Genomic DNA, 17,300 nt, shown 5'->3' on the forward strand with positions numbered 1-17,300 from the left:
AGGCAACGTGACCGCAGGAACACCCGGGCGATCGCGGAACAGGGCGGAAACTCGTGAGCGGGTTCTCGACGGAGCGAAGGACGTGTTCCTGGAGCGGGGTTTCGGCCGGTCCACGCCCGAGCAGATCTGCGAGCGCGCGGGGTACACGCGGGGGGCGTTCTACTCGAATTTCTCGTCCATGGACGAGGTGTTCCTGGCGCTCTGGACGCGTCAGGCGGCGGTGGTGTCGCAGCGGGTCCGGGCCGCCATCGAGGCCGTCGACTACGGCGACATCCGCCGCGATCGGACGGACAGCCGCGAGTTCCTCGACCTCGTCGTCGAGGCGCTGGGCGGCCTGGTCGCCGACGTGTCGTGGCACGTCCTGATGGCGGAGTTCGGCGCCCATGCCGCGCGCAACCCGGAACTGGCGGTGCTGGTGACCGAACACCGCGCAGCGTTACGAGAAGCCCTGCGGCCCATGATCGTTCGCGGACTCGCTCTCTTCGGCCGCGAGGTCGCGGTGGACGACGACACGTTGGGTCGCGGTGTCGTGGCGGCGTTCGAGGGCGCCATGTCGCAGGCGATGATCGAGCCCGACAACCCTCGCCCGGCCCGCCTGGCCGTCGAGTTGGTCGGCGCCGTCATCTGGTCCTACTCCCGCGAGTACGTCGATACCGTCGCTGACGAGGCTCGGATCACGACGATATGACCGTACTCGCGGGGGGAAGACGAGGGCTCAGAACGCCCGCTCGTACTGCGGGGGAGTGCCGGGGGCGATCTCGGCACCCAGTTCGCGTGCTGCCCGCCGTGCCCAGTAGGGGTCACGCAGGAGCTCGCGAGCCAGGAACACGGCCACGGCCTCGCCGGTGCTGACGATGTCCTCGGCCTGCTTGGGCTCGGTGATCAAGCCCACCGCCGCTGCCGGCATCGTCGTCTCGTTCTGGATGCGCCGCGCGAACGGGACCTGGTAGCCGGGTTCGACAGGAATCGACGCCTTCGCGACGTTGCCACCGGTGGACACGTCGACCAGGTCGACTCCGTGATCGGTCAGGCGGTCCGCGAGCATGACGGTCTGGTCGGGGGTCCAGGCCTCCGAATCGACGCCGCGCTCCTCACCGGTCCAGTCGGTTGCCGACACCCGTACGAACACGGCCTTCTCGGCGGGCCAGACCTCGCGGACCGCGTCGACCAGACGCAGCAGGAAGCGGATGCGGTTGTCGAAGCTGCCGCCGTACTCGTCGGTGCGCAGATTACTGGCGGCGGAGAGGAACTGGTGCGCCAGGTAGCCGTGCGCTGCATGCACCTCGGCCACCTCGAAACCTGCCCGGTCGGCGCGGATCGCTGCGGACCGGAAGTCGTCGACGACGCGGTCGATGTCCGCGATCGTCATCTCGCGCGGAGCCGGGTAGTGCCCGAACTCGACGGCGCTGGGGCCGACCGTCTCCCACGCCAACGCGTGGTCCGCAGCCAGCGGCTTCCCGCCGCGCCACGGTGCCTCGGTCGATGCCTTGCGGCCCGCGTGCGCGAGCTGGATGGCCGGAACGCTGCCATATCGGGTGATCGAGGCCACCACCTCGGCCAGCGCATCCGCCTGCGTGTCGTTCCAGATGCCGAGATCCCACGGGGTGATGCGTCCCTCGGGGCTGACAGCAGCCGCCTCGGTCATGACCATCCCGACACCGCCGACGGCGCGGGACTCGAGGTGCGTGCGATGCCAGTCGTTGACGGCTCCGGTGTTCGGACCCTCGGCATCGGCCGAGTACTGACACATCGGCGACATCCACACCCGATTCGGCACAGTCACTCCACGAAGAGTCAACGGTTCGAACAACACACTCACGACGGCGTCCTTCCATGTCCGGTTGCAGGCGCACGAGATACCCCTGCTCTCCCTCGGAAGAACCACCGAACGCCCCGAACATTCCCGACCGGCCCCTGACCTATCCTGGCTGTGTGACTGTTACCACGACCAGCACCGGCGTCGACCTGGAGGCGGGGGTTCACGCTGCCGCTCGCCGCGCGCGGGTGGCGTCGCGTGCTCTCGCCCTGCTCACGACGGCGCAGAAGAACGATGCGCTGCATGCCGCGGCCGACGCGCTGCTCGCCTCGTCGGACGCGATCCTCGCCGCGAACACCGTGGACCTCGAGTCCGCCGACGCGTCGGGAACTCCGCCGTCGCAGCTGGACCGCCTGCGCCTGACGCCCGACCGGATCGACGGCATCGCCGCGGGACTCCGGCAGGTGGCGTCGCTTCCCGACCCCGTGGGGGAGATGCGCGACGGCCGGACCCTGCCGAACGGCCTGGAGATCCGTCAGGTCGCCGTACCGCTGGGCGTCGTCGGCATGATCTACGAGGCGCGGCCCAACGTCACCGTCGATGCGTTCGGATTGACGCTGAAGTCCGGGAACGCCGTGCTGCTGCGTGGGTCGTCCTCCGCCGCGCGGTCCAACGAGGCGCTCGTCGGTGTCCTGCGCAGCGCCCTGAGCGCCATCGGGCTGCCCGCGGATGCCGTGCAGCTGCTCTCCAGCGAGGACCGAGCCACGGTGACCCACCTGATCCGTGCCCGCGGCCTCGTCGACGTCGTCATCCCCCGCGGCGGCGCGGGCCTGATCTCGGCGGTCGTGCGGGACGCGACGGTCCCCACCATCGAGACCGGCGTCGGCAACTGCCACGTGTACGTACATTCCTCCGCCGACCTGGACATGGCCGAGCGCATCGTGCTCAACGCCAAGACCCGACGCGTCAGCGTGTGCAACGCGGCCGAGACCGTGCTGATCGACGCCGCCATCGCCGACGTGGCCGTTCCCCGACTGGTACAGGCGCTGTCCGACAACGGCGTTCGCATCCACGGTGACCTGCCCGGTCTCATTCCCGCGACGGACGAGGACTGGGGAACGGAGTACCTGTCCGACGACATCGCTCTCGCGGTCGTCGACGGTGTGGACGCGGCGATCGAGCACATCGACACCTGGGGAACCGGGCACACCGAGGCCATCGTCGCGTCCGATCTCGCTGCGGCGCGGGCGTTCACGATGCGTGTCGACGCCGCCGCCGTCATGGTCAACGCGTCCACCGCCTTCACCGACGGTGAGCAGTTCGGCTTCGGCGCCGAAATCGGCATCTCGACCCAGAAACTGCACGCACGCGGCCCGATGGGTCTCCGCGAACTCACCTCGACCAAGTGGATCGTGCAGGGCGACGGCCACATTCGTCAGGCCTGACTCCCACTTCCACTCCGTACGAAAGGCCACCCGCGTGACCCAGACTGCCCACGACACGGTCCCGTTCTTCTCCGACGTCGACGACGTGTCGACGCGACTCGCCGCCACCGGCTACCTGGCCGACAAGGCCACTGCCACCGCGGTGTTCCTCGCGGACCGCCTGGGCAAGCCGCTCCTCGTGGAGGGCCCCGCCGGCGTCGGCAAGACGGAGTTGGCGCGTGCCGTGTCCCAGGCTGCGGGCGCGGAACTGATCCGCCTGCAGTGCTACGAAGGTGTCGACGAGGCTCGCGCGCTGTACGAGTGGAACCACGCCAAGCAGATCCTGCGCATCCAATCCAGTTCCGGCGCAGGGTGGGACGAGACCCGGCACGACGTCTTCTCCGAGGAGTTCCTGCTCTCGCGCCCCCTGCTGACGGCGATCCGCCGCAGCGATCCGACCGTGCTGCTCATCGACGAGACCGACAAGGCCGACATCGAGATCGAGGGACTTCTTCTCGAGGTGCTGAGCGATTTCGCCATCACGGTTCCGGAACTCGGAACCATCACCGCGACACGCCGTCCGTTCACGGTGCTGACGTCGAACGCGACCCGTGAGCTCTCCGAGGCACTCAAGCGTCGCTGCCTGTTCCTGCACCTCGACTTCCCCGACGCGGACCTCGAGCGTCGCATCCTCGCCAGCCGTGTTCCCCAGTTGCCGGCCGCAATGGCGGAGCAGATGGTCCGCACCGTCCAGGTGCTGCGCGACATGCAACTGCAGAAGCTGCCGTCGGTGGCCGAGACGATCGACTGGGGCAGAACGCTTCTCGCGCTCGGCATCGACGACGTGAACGATGCGGCGGTGCGATCCACCCTCGGCGTCATCCTCAAGCACCGGTCGGACCAGGAGCGCGCGATCGCCGAACTGCGACTCGGCTGACACGCATGGCCCAGCCCAGCGCTACCGGTCCGGACGTCACCGGTCTGTCCGCGCACCTCGTCGGGTTCGTCGAGGCACTGCGGCGGCGCGGCATCGATGTGGGGCCGTCGGAAACCGTCGACGCAGGATCCGTGCTGGCCGTCCTCGACCTGCTCGATCGCGAGGTCGTCCGAGAAGGATTGGCGTGCTCACTCGTTCGCCGGCCGGGCCACCGTCCCGCGTTCGATGCGCTGTTCGACCTGTGGTTCCCGGTGGCGGTGGGGTCACGGACGCAGGACGACGACTCGGCCGTGCGGCCGCCACTGGCGGAGGACGGCACCGTCGATCTCGACGCGCTCAAGCACGTCCTCGCCGAACTCCTGGCGGAGGGATCCGCCGAGGCCATGGCGCAGGTGCAGAGCCTCGTCGGCGACATCGTCGACACCTACGGCAAGTACAGCTCGAGCAAGGGCGAGTCCTTCTCGGAGTACCAGACGTTGCGAGCCGTCGAGCCGAGCACGCTGATGTCGAAGATCCTCGAGGGTCTGCGTGGCCGGTCCACCGATCCCGGCAACCCGACGTCGGGCGACTTCGAGTCCGAGTTGGCACGCCGGACCGCGGCGGTCCGCATCGCCGAGTTCCGGTCGATGATCGAGAAGGAGACACGTCGGCGCACCGCCGAGGTGTTGGGCAAGGAACGGGTCGCGTCGTACGGAGTGCCGCGGTTGGCCGAGGACGTCGACTTCCTCCGCGCCACCGAGACGGAACTGGCGGCGCTCCGCAAGAACGTCGCCCCCCTCGCCCGACTGTTGGCGAGCAGGCTGGCCGCGCGCCGACGACGCTCGCGTGCCGGGTCCATCGACCTGCGGCGGACGCTGCGGAAATCGCTGTCCACGGGCGGTGTGCCGATCGACCTGGTCAACCGCAAGCCCCGCGCGGCCCGGCCGGAACTGGTGATCCTGTGCGACGTGTCCGGGTCGGTGGCCGGATTCAGCCAGTTCACCCTGCTACTCGTGCACACCCTGCGCGAGCAGTTCTCCCGCGTCCGCGTCTTCGCCTTCATCGACGCCGCCGACGAGGTGACCCGCTTCTTCGACACCACCCTCGCGCGGACGTCGTTCGCCGAGTCCATGTCGCGGATGGTGGCCGAATCCGAGCTGATCACCTACGACGGACACTCCGACTACGGCCACTCCTTCGAGACGTTCGTCGCCCACCACCTCACGTCGCTCACGCCGCGGTCGTCGCTGCTGATCCTGGGCGATGCCCGGACCAACTATCGGGACCCGAAGATCGAGGCGCTGGCACAGATGGTCACCGTCGCCAAGCACGCGCACTGGCTCAATCCGGAACCGACGGCGCAGTGGGGCTCCGGCGACTCCGCTGCCGACGTGTACCGGCGGGTCGTGCAGATGCACGAGTGCCGATCGGCGTCGCAACTGGCCGATGTCGTGAGCAGATTGCTCCCCGCCGGCTCCTGACGGCGTGCAGCGCACCGGGGACGGCCGCCCCCACGTAGAGTCGACCCTCGTGCAGGAACCGACGACGCAGCCCGTGGGCAGACGCCCACGACGCCTCGGTGTCATGGGCGGCACATTCGATCCCATTCATCACGGGCACCTCGTGGCTGCCAGTGAGGTCGCGGACAGGTTCGATCTCGACGAGGTGATCTTCGTCCCCACGGGTCAACCGTGGCAGAAGGAGGATCGTTCGGTCAGCCCCGCCGAGGACCGCTACCTCATGACGGTGGTGGCGACGGCGTCCAATCCGCGCTTCTCCGTCAGCCGGGTCGACCTCGACCGAGCCAAACCGACCTATACCGTCGACACGCTGCAGGATCTCTCCCGCCAGCACCCCGGCGACCAACTGTTCTTCATCACCGGCGCGGATGCGCTGGGCAGTATTCTCGGCTGGCAGAACTGGCAGGAACTCTTCGAACTGGCACGGTTCGTCGGAGTGTCCCGGCCGGGGTACGAGTTGGGTGCGGACCACCTGGCCGAGTACCTTCAGCGCCTGCCGAAGGACGTCCTGACCTTGGTGGAGATCCCGGCCCTCGCGATCTCCTCGACGGAGTGCCGACGTCGAGCGGCCGAGAACCGGCCCGTCTGGTACCTCGTTCCCGACGGCGTCGTCCAGTACATCTCGAAGCGTGATCTGTACCGGCGGGCAGGGGAGCAGCGTGACGACGGCGTCGCGACCGTCTCGGAGCCCGCACCGACGCACGTGACCGACGTCCGACCTGTTTGACACACCCGAAGTATCCGAAATCAGGAGAACACCACGTGAGCGCAACACCCGAGGCCATCCAGGTCGCCAGCATCGCCGCACTCGCTGCGGACGAGAAGCTCGCCGCCGACGTCATGGCACTCGACGTCTCCGACCAGCTCGTCATCACCGACTGCTTCGTCATCGCGTCGGCACCCAACGAGCGTCAGGTCAACGCGATCGTCGAGAACATCGAGGAGAAGCTGCGCGACGCCGGTCACCAGCCGGTCCGCCGTGAGGGAACACGGGAAGGCCGGTGGGCTCTGCTCGACTACGCCGACGTCGTCGTCCACGTGCTGCACAACGACGAGCGGCACTTCTACGCCCTCGAGCGTCTCTGGAAGGACTGCCCGGTTCTCGAGATCGAGGGCCTGGGCGCCGTCGACAGCACCACCACGTACGGCACGGACGATCACGGCACCGACGACTACATCGCCGATAACGACGACCTTGCAGACGAAGACCTGGCAGACGACGTGCTGTCGGACGAGGATCTGGCCGACGACACTCGCGTAGACGAGTGACGGCAGCGTCACCTGCCGTCCGCCGACTGGTTCTGCTGAGGCACGGCCAGACCGAGTACAACGCCGCCTCGCGCATGCAGGGGCACCTGGACACCGAGCTGACCGACATCGGCCGTGCGCAGGCGGACGTGGCCGCGCGCGAACTGGCGACCCGCGAGCCCTACCGCATCGTGTCCTCCGACCTCCGGCGAGCGCACGACACCGCGTCGGCTCTCTCCACGGCGACGGGCGTGCCCGTCGAGCTGGATGATCGGTTGCGGGAGACGCATCTCGGCGACTGGCAGGGACTCACTCATCTCGATGTCGACGACGTATCGCCCGGAATCCGGGAGACCTGGCGTGCCGACGCGGAATTCCGTCCCCCTGGCGGTGAGTCGCGTGTCGACGTCGCGAAGCGGTCGATGCCGCTGATCGACGAGTTGCTGGACGATCCTGCGTGGACCACGTCGCCGGTCGTCGTGGTCGCGCACGGAGGAACGATCGCTGCCCTGACGGCGGCTCTGCTGGACCTTCCCGTCGACCGCTGGCCGGTGCTCGGTGGTCTGGGCAACGCCAGCTGGGTGCAGGTCGCGGCGCACGGGAGCGCACCGTCGTGGCGTCTGGACGTGTGGAACGCCACCGCCGCCGTGGCCGGTGACGTGCTCTGATGGCCGATCGTCCGGTTCTGCTCGTCATCGCCGACTCGCTCGCCTACTACGGTCCCGAGGGCGGCCTCGCGGCCGATCACCCGAAGATCTGGCCGACCATCGTCGGGCGTGAACTGGGCTGGGACGTCGAGCTCGTCGGACGCATCGGATGGACGTGTCGCGACGCGTGGTGGGCGTTGACGCAGGATCCGCGGGTGTGGGCGGCGATCCCGAATGCCGCTGCCCTCGTCCTCGCGACGGGCGGTATGGACTCGCTCCCGTCACCGTTGCCCACCGCGCTGCGGGAGCAGATCCGCTACGTCCGGCCGCCGATCCTGCGACGGGGAGTCCGCGCCGCGTACGGCTGGCTGCAGCCTCGTCTCTCGCACCTCGGTCGACCGGTGGCTCTGCCTCCGCACCTGAGCGTCGACTACCTCGAGCAGATCCGCGCCGCCGTTGCCGCCGTCCGCCCCGAGATCCCGGTGGTCGCGACGCTTCCCTCCGTCCACCGGTGCGATGCGTACGGTCGCGTACACGCCGGTCGGGAACCAGCGGTCCGTGCGACGACGGCCTGGGCTGCCGAACACGGTCTCGAGCTGGTGGATCTGAAGGACGCAGTCGAGGAGAACATCGTGTCCGGCAACGCCAATCCCGATGGAATCCACTGGGGTTGGGACGCTCACGAGCGCGTCGCCGAGGCCGTCCTCGCCGCGGTGCGGGCGTCCGTCCGGGCCTGATCCGGCCGCCTGTCCACAGGCACCCCGGTCATCCACAGGGTGTGCCGCGGAGGGGCCGAGGAGTCGCAGGCGTGGCCTAGCGTCGCGCTCATGTCCCTCGAGACCGACGCCGACGTCCCCGATACGGCACTCGACCCTCCCGAACGAGCGCGCCCACGCCTGCGGGTGAACCCCGGCTCGCGCGGTGCGCGTGCCCTGGCCGTCGCGGTCGCCGTCGTGGTGGCGGCGACCGCCGCACTGGTCTGGCGGGACTCGCCGCAGGTGTCTCCGGTTCCCCCACTTCCCGCACTCGACGCGGTGCCCGCGGCAGTGGCGTCACCGGTCGAACCACCGTCCCTGCTCGTGGTCAGCGTGCTCGGAGCCGTCGTGCGGCCGGGCTTGGTCACCGTGCCGGCCGAGGCCCGCATCGCCGATGCTGTCGCGGCAGCCGGAGGCCGGCGCGACGACGCGGACTTGTTCGGACTGAATTGGGCCCAGAAGGTGTCGGACGGGGACCAGATCGTCGTCGGATCCACGACCGGCTCGGTGCCCACGGCGAGTCCCGCGAGACCACCGAGTGCGGACGGCGACGCCGCCGAGCCCGTCGGTGGCACCGTCTCCCTCAACGAGGCAACCGAGGCCGAACTGGACGCGTTGCCGGGAGTCGGACCGGTGACGGCGAGCGCAATCGTGGAGTGGCGCACCGAGAACGGGCAGTTCAGTTCGGTGGATCAGCTGTCCGAGGTGCCGGGAATCGGGCCCACGCGTCTGAGCCGCCTGAAAGATCTGGTGACGCCGTGACGGAACGTCCCGCGACCGACCTGCGGCTCGTTCCCGCCGCGATCGGGGCGTGGGCTGCCTGCATCGTGGCGGTGGCCTTCGGCTGGGTGTCGGCGCTCGTGCTCGCGATGGTATGTGTCGTGGGAGCCGGTGTCGCAGCGACACTCCGGCGCCGTGGCCGGGCCCCAGCGGTTGCCCTCGTCCTCCTGACGGCCCTGGGAGTGACCGCCGGCTTCGCCGTGGCGGCGTCTCTACGGCTCCATTCGGTCACCACCGGTCCGGTGCGCGAGGGCGCCGAGCGTGGATCGTCCGCGACCGTGGTCGGAGTCGTCACCGACGATCCCCGGCGCATCACGGGATCGTTCGCCGATCAGGTCGTCGTCCCGGTGCGCGCCCATCGCGTCACACTGCGCGGACAGGTCGTGGACGGGTCGGCCCGCATCACCGTCTTCGGTGCCCCCGACGGGTGGATCGACCTCGAACCCGGTGCGGCAGTGACGTTCCGCGCGATCCTGGCCGTACCCGACCGGGTGGGTGCCGTCGACGCTGTCGCCCGCGCCACGGGTCCTCCCGATGCAGGACAACCCTCCGCCGCGCTGAGGTGGTCGGGACGCATCCGCGCCGCCCTCGCCGACGCGTCGGAGACAGCGCTGCCCGCGGAGGAGGCGGGTCTCCTGCCCGGCATGGTAGTCGGGGATCGCTCCGGTCTCGTTCCTGCCGTTGAGGATTCGTTCGCCGCAGCCGGAATGTCACATTTGACGGCCGTGTCCGGCGCGAACTTCACGTTCCTCGTCGGGTCGGTCGTTCTCCTCGCTCGGCTGCTCACGGTCGGTCCCCGCACGACCGCGGTGGTCGCCGGCATCGTTCTCGTCGTCTTCGTCGTCGTGGCCCGGCCCTCGCCGAGTGTGCTGCGCGCGGCGGTCATGGGTGTGCTGGGACTGCTCGCGGTGATGACGGGTCGGCGCCGTCACGTCATGCCCGCGCTGTGTACCGCGGTTCTCCTCCTGCTGGCCGTGGACCCCGCGCTGGCGGTGTCGTGGGGGTTCGCGCTGTCGGTGACGGCAACGGCGGCCCTGGTCGTCGTGGCACCGGTCATCACACAGTTCCTCGCGGGCACGGGACCCGACGACGAGCCGCGTCGGCGTCCGGTCCTCGATGCGGTTGCCGTTGCTCTCGCCGCCCATGTCGTGACGGCTCCGCTGGTCGCGGCCATGGTGGGGACGTTCTCGCTGTATTCGGTGATCGCCAACGTCGTGGCGGCACCGGTGGTCGGACCGGTCACGGTGGTGGGGGCGCTCGCCGCGGTCGTCGCCGTCGTGAACGTCGATGCGGGTGCGGTCGTCGCCGGTGTGGCGTGGCTGCCGTTGCGATGGCTGGTGAACGTCGCGGCGTGGACCGCATCCGTGCCCGGTTCCTCCGTGTCGACGCCGACGGGGCCTGCCGGGGCAGTCGTGGTCGGCGTCGCCATAGCGGCCGGGCTCGCGGCGGCTGTGCTGATCCGGAGAATCGCGTCGGGCAGGAGGCTCACGTCGGGCGACCGTTCCCTGTCGGGCAGACATGGCACCATCGACCGGTGAGTTCCGCATCCGATCGTCCCGCACCCCTGCACCTCGTCCTGGGCGACGAGGAACTTCTCGTCGAACGCGCGGTGTCGTCCATCGTCTCCGACATGAAGAAGGCGACGGTCGGCGACGGGGCAGACGTCCCGGTGGACAGGCTCCGCGCCGGCGACACCACTGTCGCCGAACTCGCCGAGCTGCTCAGCCCGTCCCTCTTCGCGGAGGACCGCGTGGTCATCTTCGACTCGGCCGCGGAGGCGGGCAAGGACGCGGTGGCGCTGGTGCAGGATGCGGCCGCCTCGCCGATCGACGGAGTCGTTCTCGTCGTCCTGCATTCGGGTGGAGGTCGCGCCAAGTCCATGGTGGGTGTGCTGCAGAAGGCCGGCGCCGTCGTGCACGAGTGCGCCAAGTTGTCCAAGGCCAGTGACCGCGTCGACTTCGTCCGCGCCGAGTTCCGGTCGCATCACGAGACCCGTGTGGCGCCCGATGCCATCGCCGCACTCGTGGATGCAATCGGCTCGGATCTGCGGGAACTCGCCGCGGCGTGCTCGCAACTGGTGTCCGACACGGCGGGCAAGGTCGATGTGGCCGCCGTGCGTCGCTACTACTCCGGCCGAGCCGAGGTCACCGGGTTCGACATCGCGGACAAGGCGGTGTCGGGGGACCGGGCCGGTGCGCTGGAGGCGCTGCGCTGGGCGATGCTCGGCGGCACCCCTCACGTCCTGCTGGCGGACGCACTGGCGGATGCGGTCCACACGGTGGCGCGCGTCGGTTCCGCGGGGCGGGGAGACCCGTTCCGGATGGCGTCGGAGTTGGGAATGCCGCCCTGGAAGGTCAAGAAGGCGCAGGCGCAGGCGCGTCTGTGGGATCCGCAGCGGATCGGTGAGGCACTGCGAATCGTCGCGGCCTTGAATGCGGACGTCAAAGGTCAGGCGGCCGACGCCGACTACGCGGTCGAACGGGCCGTGAACGTGGTCGCCGGCTTGAGCTCCGGAAGCTGACCCGCAGACACGAAACCGCCCCGGGGGAGTGAACACCCGGGGCGGAATCCGATCAAGCTACTGCACCGGGACTCTCGAGATGAGTCTGCTCGGCGGACGTACCTGTCGAACGATCAGAGCTTGTTGAAGGCGAGCGAGAGTGCCGACTTCTTGTTGGCAGCCTGGTTCTTGTGGATGACACCCTTGCTGGCAGCCTTGTCGAGCTTGCGGCTCGCGGTCAGCAGGATCTCTTCGGCCTTCGTCTTGTCGCCGGCCTCGGTGGCCTCGCGGAACGAACGGATGACCGTCCGCAGCGACGACTTCACCGACTGGTTACGCAGACGCTGACGCTCGTTGGTGCCGATTCTCTTGACCTGGGACTTGATGTTGGCCACGCGTAGTTATCCTTCGTCTCTTCTCGGTCCGGGACGGCTGACTCCGGGGAACACTCTCGAGCCGTACGTGCAGTGCTTGTGAAAGCTTGTAGCGGCGGGAACAGACAACCGTCCCCACGCCCGACGTACGAGACTACCAGCGCCCGGGACGGAACCCAATTCGGTGACCTCGGGGAGCGGGGAGGCTCGTGAGGTTGCAGAGAATTACCGTGTCCACCGTGCCCCATTGTGAACTGTGAGGCAGCATGGCCACCATGAGTCCTCGATCAGCGGCAGCGCCACAGGCGAAGAAGGCTCGCAGGCAGACACAGTCCCAATCCGGGCCCAGTGTGTTCGACGGGTACGCCGATATCGGCAAGTACGGGCTCGCCTTCGACGAGATGTTCGACGGCGACGGCGGGCTCCGCGGTCCCTACAAAGGGATCCACAAAGCGCTCGCACCGTCCGACGCCGCCGAACTCGAGGCGCGGTCCGACGCTCTGGGTCGCGCGTTCGTCGACCAGGGCATCACGTTCGCCCTCGAGGGGCAGGAGCGTCCGTTCCCCCTCGATCAGGTGCCCAGGGTCATCGCGGCGTCCGAGTGGAACAAGCTCGAGCGCGGGATCAAGCAGCGGGTCAAGGCACTCGAGTTCTTCCTGGCGGACATCTACGGGGAGCAGGAGATCCTGCGCGACGGCGTGGTCCCGAAGTCCCTGGTGACGTCGTGTGAACACTTCCACCGCGAGGCGTTCGGCATCGTGCCCCCCAACGGAGTGCGCATCCACGTCGCGGGCATCGACCTGATCCGTGACGCCGAGGGCACCTTCCGCGTCCTCGAGGACAACCTGCGGTCGCCGTCGGGCGTCTCCTATGTGATGGAGAACCGCCGCACCATGGCGCGCGTCTTCCCCGACCTGTTCGCGAGCCACCGTGTGCGCGCGGTCGGCGATTACGCCACACACCTGCTGCGCGCGCTGCGTGCTGCCGCCGCCATCAACGAGGCGGATCCCACCGTCGTCGTCCTCACGCCCGGGGTGGCGAACTCCGCGTACTTCGAGCACTCCCTGCTCGCCCGCCTGATGGGCGTCGAGCTGGTGGAGGGCCGCGACCTCTTCTGTCGAGACAACGTCGTCTACATGCGCACCACCGAGGGTGAGCGTCAGGTCGACGTGATCTACCGCCGCATCGACGACGACTACCTCGATCCCATGCAGTTCCGACCCGACTCGGTGCTCGGTGTGGCCGGACTGGTCAACGCCGCGCGCGCCGGCAACGTCGTCATCTCCAGCGCCATCGGCAACGGTGTCGGCGACGACAAGCTCACCTACACGTATGTGCCGACGATCATCGAGTACTACCTCGGCGAGAAGCCGCTCCTGGCCAACGTCGACACGTTCCGGTGCTGGCTGCCGGACGAGTGCGAAGAGGTGCTCGACCGAGTCGACGAACTGGTGATCAAGCCCGTCGAGGGCTCCGGCGGATACGGCATCGTGTTCGGCCCGGACGCGTCGCCCAAGGAACTGGCCACGATCAGCAAGAAGATCCGGGCCGATCCGCGCGGATGGATCGCGCAGCCCGTGGTGCAGCTGTCGACGGTGCCCACCAAGATCGGTGACCAGCTCGCGCCGCGGCACGTCGATCTGCGGCCGTTCGCCGTGAACGACGGCGACGACGTCTGGGTGCTGCCCGGCGGCCTGACCCGCGTGGCGCTTCCCGAGGGATCCCTGGTGGTCAACTCGAGCCAGGGCGGCGGCAGCAAGGACACCTGGGTCCTGGCCGGCCGCGCGACCAAGGAGGACGAGCGTGAGCTCGGTGGGGCGGAGATCGTGTCCGAACCCCCGTCGTCACCCACCGCGGAGCAAGGCCCCGAGCTCAACAGCCAGCAGATCCAACAGCAGCAGCAACAGCTGACCCACTCCCCGAAGGACGGTGCCCGCTGATGTTGGCTCGCAACGCCGAATCGCTGTACTGGATCGGACGCTACGTCGAACGTGCCGACGACACCGCGCGCATCCTCGACGTCACGGTGCACCAGCTGCTCGAGGACGCGACGGTCGACCCCGACCACACCTCACGAGTGCTGTTGCGCGTATTGGGATTCGAGCTTCCCGACGAGCGCCTGGACGTGTGGTCGTTGACGGAACTGGTCGCGTTCTCCCGCGAGGGCAACGGATCCATCGTCGACTCGTTGTCCAGTGCCCGCGAGAATGCCCGAGGTGCCCGCGAGGTCACGTCGAGCGAGATGTGGGAGTGCCTCAACACGACGTACAACGCACTCGGCGACCGCATTCGAGCGTCGAAGCGTCTGGGCCCGCACGAGTTCCTCGGGTTCATCGAGGAGCGCGCAGCGATGTTCGCCGGCCTCGCCGACTCGACGCTGAGTCGCGACGACGGCTACCGGTTCCTGTTGCTCGGTCGCTCCGTGGAGCGCATCGACATGACCGTCCGGTTGCTGCTCGCTCGTGCCGGCGACCGCCCCTCGTCTCCCGCGTGGGTCACGGTGCTGCGGTCGGCCGGTGCGCACGACACCTACCTGCGGACCTACCGCGGTGCTCTCGACGCCCAGCGCGTCCTGGAGTTCATGCTGCTCGACCGACTGTTCCCGCGCTCGGTGTTCTACGCACTGAGCGAGGCCGAGCACTCCCTGGACAGCCTGGACCACCACCCGGACATGCGCGTCGGTTCCCGGGCCGAGGCGCAGCGCCTGCTCGGCCGCGCGCGCAGTGAACTCGAGTTCCTGCAGCCTGGCGTTCTGCTCGAAGACCTGCAGGACCGTCTGATGTCGCTGCAGGAGACCTGCCGCGAGGTGGGTGAGGCGATCTCCAAGCAGTACTTCCACGCAGCGCCCTGGGTCGCCTGGACCGACGCCGGAAGCCGAACGGACGAAGCACAATTGGAGGGTGAACTGTGAGCTGGCGGATGCGCGTCGTGCACACCACGGGGTACAACTACGACGCACCGGTCACGTCCTCGTACAACGAGGCCCGACTGACGCCGCGGAGCGACACCCGGCAGAACGTCATTCTCAATCGCGTCGAGACAGATCCCGCGACCAGGTCGTACCGGTACACCGACTACTGGGGCACCGCGGTCACGGCATTCGACCTCCACGCACCGCACACGTCCCTCGAGGTGGCGGGTTCCTCCGTCGTCGAGACGGACGCGTTCGTCCCGCCGGAGGAGACCCTCGACTGGGAGGACCTGGCCGCCGCCCCCGTGGTGGACAGGTTCAACGAGTTGCTCGGCCACAGCACCTACGTCCCCCGCAACCGCCAGCTGACGGCCGTCGCGAAGAAGCTGGCGAAGGATCTGGGGCCGTACGACGCCGTGGTGGCCGTCTGCAACTGGGTGAATCAGGAGATGTCCTACGTTCCCGGCACCACCGGGGTGCACACGTCCGCAGTGGAGGCGTGGGCCGAGAAGAAGGGCGTCTGCCAGGACTACGCACACCTCACGCTGGTGTTGCTCCGCAGCATCGGCATCCCTGCCCGCTACGTCTCCGGATATCTGCACCCCAATGCCGAAGCGGTGGTGGGTGATTCGGTCGAGGGGCAGTCGCACGCGTGGATCGAGGCGTGGACCGGATCCTGGTGGGGCTACGACCCGACCAACGCCGTTCCGGTCAACGAGCAGCACGTGTCGGTAGGCATCGGGCGTGACTATGCCGACGTGCCGCCGCTGAAGGGCATCTTCTCCGGTGGCGGGTCCACCGAACTCGACGTGGTCGTGGAGATCACCCGCCTGGCGTGACGCTCGATCCGCCGAGCAGTGAGCGGGTCAGTCTCTGACGCTCGTCCACGCAGGCGGTCAGAACCGCGGCGATGTCACTGTCGGTGATCATCGTTCTGCGTCCGTCGACATCGTGGTCGTCGCGCTCGATCGCGGCGACCACGATGCGGCGGACGAGTTCCCGTACGTACGAGGCGGTTCCGCCCTCGGTCGCGTCGAGGAGCGGCGTGAGGTCGGCTGCCATGTCCACTGCCGACAGATAGCGCTCCGCCAACCGGGCGCGACCGCGTGCGTCGGGCAGCGGGATCTCGACCGCGAGATCGATGCGTCCGGGTCTGTCTCGGACCGCTCGCTCGATGGAATCGGGCCTGTTCGTGGTGAGCACGAACGTCACGTCCGCGTCGCCGTCCATGCCGTCCATCGCATCGAGCAATGCGAACAGGAGCGAGTTCACACCCGTTTCCTCGCGCTCCCGGGCGATGAGATCGACGTCCTCGACCACCACGACCGACGGGCTCAGGCGGCGTGCCAGAGTGGTGGCCTCCGCGATGTGGCGCATCGCGGACCCGGTGAGCACGATGACGGTGCTGTCCGGCACGAGTCCGAGGAGGTGGCGGACCGTATGGGTCTTGCCGGTTCCCGGTGGGCCATAGAGGAGTATGCCGCGACCCACGTGTTGGCCGGCTTCACGTAGTCGTGCTGCGGAGGATCCGACGGTGACGAGATGACGGGTCATCGCCTCGAGAGTGCCGTCGGGAAGGATCAAGTCCTCGGCCGCGACGGTGGGTCTCGTCATGAATCCCACGAGCCCGTTGCCCCGTCCGCCGCTGCTCCCCAGCGTGAGGACCTGGCCGCGCATGACGTCGTGCTCGTCCATGAGCGAGACGATGCTGTCCAGCGTGCTCGCGCCGGCGTCCCGTTCGCCGCAGATCACCTCGATCTGCAGTGGCGCCTGATGCGCCGGGTCCGGGATGTGGACCGCAACCGCCACGGGGATTCCGCCGGGTGAGTAGGTGTCGAGCAACCCGAAGGCCGGGACGGACATCGTCGACTCGGGACCGGTGTCCACCGACCGGTACTCGACGGGGCCTCCTCGGACGCGGCCACCGCGGTGACATGACCGCAGCAGTGTGACGAGGTCTTCGTGCGGAACCTCGCGGCCGCGGAGTGACGACCATCGTTGTGCCGCTGCAGCTTCCGGTGGATCCGAGTGGCGGTCGGCGTAGGCCTGGACGGTGAGGACGAGGGTCGCGGCCTGATAGGTGGGAAGGGACCGTCGATGCGAGATCACCGCATCCGGGGTTACGGCCAGGTGCGAGAAGATATGCAGCGCAGGCTCTTCGAGCGGTCCGGTGTCGAGTGCACGGGCACGGTGGGAGAGATGGGACAGGGCTCCGCTGACGATGTCGAGCGAGTCCGGGGAATGCGTGAGGGTCACAGTGAACGCACTACCAGTGCGGATGGTTCGAAGGAATGTGACGCGGGATGTGCCGCCGGTGAGAGGGGATGGGCGGAAAGATTCACATCCGCAGAAGGACGGTAGCACCGGGAAACCCTGCTGCGCCAGGGGTTGCCGCGTCCGATTCTCGACACTCGTGCTGTCGAGCGTATCGAGTCGGAGCGTCCACAACTCGCCCGGATCGACGGAATC

At 68.5% G+C, this 17,300-nt stretch carries 17 protein-coding genes; 14 read left to right on the forward strand and 3 right to left on the reverse strand.

Going from position 1 to position 17,300, the window contains the following annotated elements:
* The first annotated feature begins 7 nt into the window (after positions 1-7).
* Positions 8-688, forward strand: a complete 681-nt coding sequence (locus AC0IX4_RS19725) for a TetR/AcrR family transcriptional regulator (RefSeq protein WP_471830613.1) — start codon at positions 8-10, stop codon at positions 686-688.
* 27 nt (positions 689-715) lie between these two features.
* Here the strand turns inward: AC0IX4_RS19725 and AC0IX4_RS19730 are convergent, their stop codons facing one another.
* A complete protein-coding gene (locus AC0IX4_RS19730) occupies positions 716-1,819 on the reverse strand; it encodes an NADH:flavin oxidoreductase/NADH oxidase (RefSeq protein ID WP_042572790.1) in 1,104 nt (367 codons plus the stop codon).
* 113 nt (positions 1,820-1,932) lie between these two features.
* On the opposite strand from AC0IX4_RS19730, the gene AC0IX4_RS19735 reads away from it, so the two are divergent.
* From AC0IX4_RS19735 to holA, 10 genes are all read left to right on the forward strand, one after another.
* Positions 1,933-3,201 carry a glutamate-5-semialdehyde dehydrogenase gene (locus AC0IX4_RS19735; RefSeq protein WP_471830615.1) on the forward strand — a complete coding sequence of 423 codons (1,269 nt, stop codon included), beginning with the start codon at positions 1,933-1,935 and terminating at the stop codon, positions 3,199-3,201.
* A gap of 34 nt (positions 3,202-3,235) precedes the next feature.
* Positions 3,236-4,117 carry an AAA family ATPase gene (locus tag AC0IX4_RS19740; RefSeq protein WP_056075553.1) on the forward strand — a complete coding sequence of 294 codons (882 nt, stop codon included), beginning with the start codon at positions 3,236-3,238 and terminating at the stop codon, positions 4,115-4,117.
* Between the two features lie 5 nt (positions 4,118-4,122).
* The gene (locus tag AC0IX4_RS19745) at positions 4,123-5,577 is read left to right on the forward strand and encodes a vWA domain-containing protein (RefSeq protein WP_471830617.1); all 1,455 of its coding nucleotides are present in this window, start codon (positions 4,123-4,125) and stop codon (positions 5,575-5,577) included.
* Positions 5,578-5,626: 49 nt separating this feature from the next.
* Positions 5,627-6,343, forward strand: coding sequence for a nicotinate-nucleotide adenylyltransferase (gene nadD, locus AC0IX4_RS19750; protein WP_471830619.1), 717 nt, complete (start codon positions 5,627-5,629; stop codon positions 6,341-6,343).
* Between the two features lie 35 nt (positions 6,344-6,378).
* Positions 6,379-6,885, forward strand: coding sequence for a ribosome silencing factor (gene rsfS, locus AC0IX4_RS19755; protein WP_471830621.1), 507 nt, complete (start codon positions 6,379-6,381; stop codon positions 6,883-6,885).
* On the forward strand, positions 6,882-7,532 hold the full coding sequence (locus AC0IX4_RS19760; protein ID WP_056075558.1) for a histidine phosphatase family protein: 651 nt from the start codon (positions 6,882-6,884) through the stop codon (positions 7,530-7,532). The genes rsfS and AC0IX4_RS19760 overlap by 4 nt, the downstream gene beginning before the upstream one ends.
* Positions 7,532-8,248 (forward strand): diglucosylglycerate octanoyltransferase, encoded by a 717-nt coding sequence (gene octT / locus AC0IX4_RS19765; RefSeq protein ID WP_042572796.1) that lies wholly within the window; start codon positions 7,532-7,534, stop codon positions 8,246-8,248. The genes AC0IX4_RS19760 and octT overlap by 1 nt, the downstream gene beginning before the upstream one ends.
* A gap of 90 nt (positions 8,249-8,338) precedes the next feature.
* A complete protein-coding gene (locus tag AC0IX4_RS19770; protein ID WP_042572797.1) occupies positions 8,339-9,028 on the forward strand; it encodes a ComEA family DNA-binding protein in 690 nt (229 codons plus the stop codon).
* A complete protein-coding gene (locus AC0IX4_RS19775) occupies positions 9,025-10,584 on the forward strand; it encodes a ComEC/Rec2 family competence protein (RefSeq protein ID WP_471830624.1) in 1,560 nt (519 codons plus the stop codon). The genes AC0IX4_RS19770 and AC0IX4_RS19775 overlap by 4 nt, the downstream gene beginning before the upstream one ends.
* Positions 10,581-11,567, forward strand: coding sequence for a DNA polymerase III subunit delta (gene holA / locus AC0IX4_RS19780; protein ID WP_042572799.1), 987 nt, complete (start codon positions 10,581-10,583; stop codon positions 11,565-11,567). The genes AC0IX4_RS19775 and holA overlap by 4 nt, the downstream gene beginning before the upstream one ends.
* A gap of 113 nt (positions 11,568-11,680) precedes the next feature.
* Here holA and rpsT read toward each other — a convergent pair whose 3' ends face one another.
* Positions 11,681-11,941 (reverse strand): 30S ribosomal protein S20, encoded by a 261-nt coding sequence (gene rpsT / locus AC0IX4_RS19785; RefSeq protein ID WP_042572800.1) that lies wholly within the window; start codon positions 11,939-11,941, stop codon positions 11,681-11,683.
* Positions 11,942-12,195: 254 nt separating this feature from the next.
* Between rpsT and AC0IX4_RS19790 the strand changes: the two genes are divergently transcribed.
* From AC0IX4_RS19790 to AC0IX4_RS19800, 3 genes are read left to right on the forward strand one after another with little or no spacing between them, the layout of a single operon-like run.
* Positions 12,196-13,860 (forward strand): circularly permuted type 2 ATP-grasp protein, encoded by a 1,665-nt coding sequence (locus tag AC0IX4_RS19790; protein WP_442970428.1) that lies wholly within the window; start codon positions 12,196-12,198, stop codon positions 13,858-13,860.
* A complete protein-coding gene (locus tag AC0IX4_RS19795; RefSeq protein ID WP_042572802.1) occupies positions 13,860-14,831 on the forward strand; it encodes an alpha-E domain-containing protein in 972 nt (323 codons plus the stop codon). Before AC0IX4_RS19790 ends, AC0IX4_RS19795 begins: the two co-directional genes overlap by 1 nt.
* Before the next feature lie 8 nt (positions 14,832-14,839).
* Positions 14,840-15,670, forward strand: coding sequence for a transglutaminase family protein (locus tag AC0IX4_RS19800; RefSeq protein ID WP_082042811.1), 831 nt, complete (start codon positions 14,840-14,842; stop codon positions 15,668-15,670).
* On the opposite strand, the gene AC0IX4_RS19805 is transcribed toward AC0IX4_RS19800, so the two are convergent.
* The gene (locus AC0IX4_RS19805) at positions 15,654-17,087 is read right to left on the reverse strand and encodes an AAA family ATPase (RefSeq protein WP_471830626.1); all 1,434 of its coding nucleotides are present in this window, start codon (positions 17,085-17,087) and stop codon (positions 15,654-15,656) included. The genes AC0IX4_RS19800 and AC0IX4_RS19805 overlap by 17 nt on opposite strands.
* Positions 17,088-17,300 lie beyond the last annotated feature (213 nt).

The organism is Rhodococcus sp. AC861 (assembly GCF_979256035.1).

Coding starts and splice junctions, on each gene's coding strand:
- AC0IX4_RS19790 (WP_442970428.1), top strand. CDS start 12,196: ATGAGTCCTCGATCAGCGGCAGCGCCACAGGCGAAGAAGGCTCGCAGG.
- AC0IX4_RS19745 (WP_471830617.1), top strand. CDS start 4,123: ATGGCCCAGCCCAGCGCTACCGGTCCGGACGTCACCGGTCTGTCCGCG.
- AC0IX4_RS19770 (WP_042572797.1), top strand. CDS start 8,339: ATGTCCCTCGAGACCGACGCCGACGTCCCCGATACGGCACTCGACCCT.
- AC0IX4_RS19800 (WP_082042811.1), top strand. CDS start 14,840: ATGCGCGTCGTGCACACCACGGGGTACAACTACGACGCACCGGTCACG.
- AC0IX4_RS19795 (WP_042572802.1), top strand. CDS start 13,860: ATGTTGGCTCGCAACGCCGAATCGCTGTACTGGATCGGACGCTACGTC.
- octT (WP_042572796.1), top strand. CDS start 7,532: ATGGCCGATCGTCCGGTTCTGCTCGTCATCGCCGACTCGCTCGCCTAC.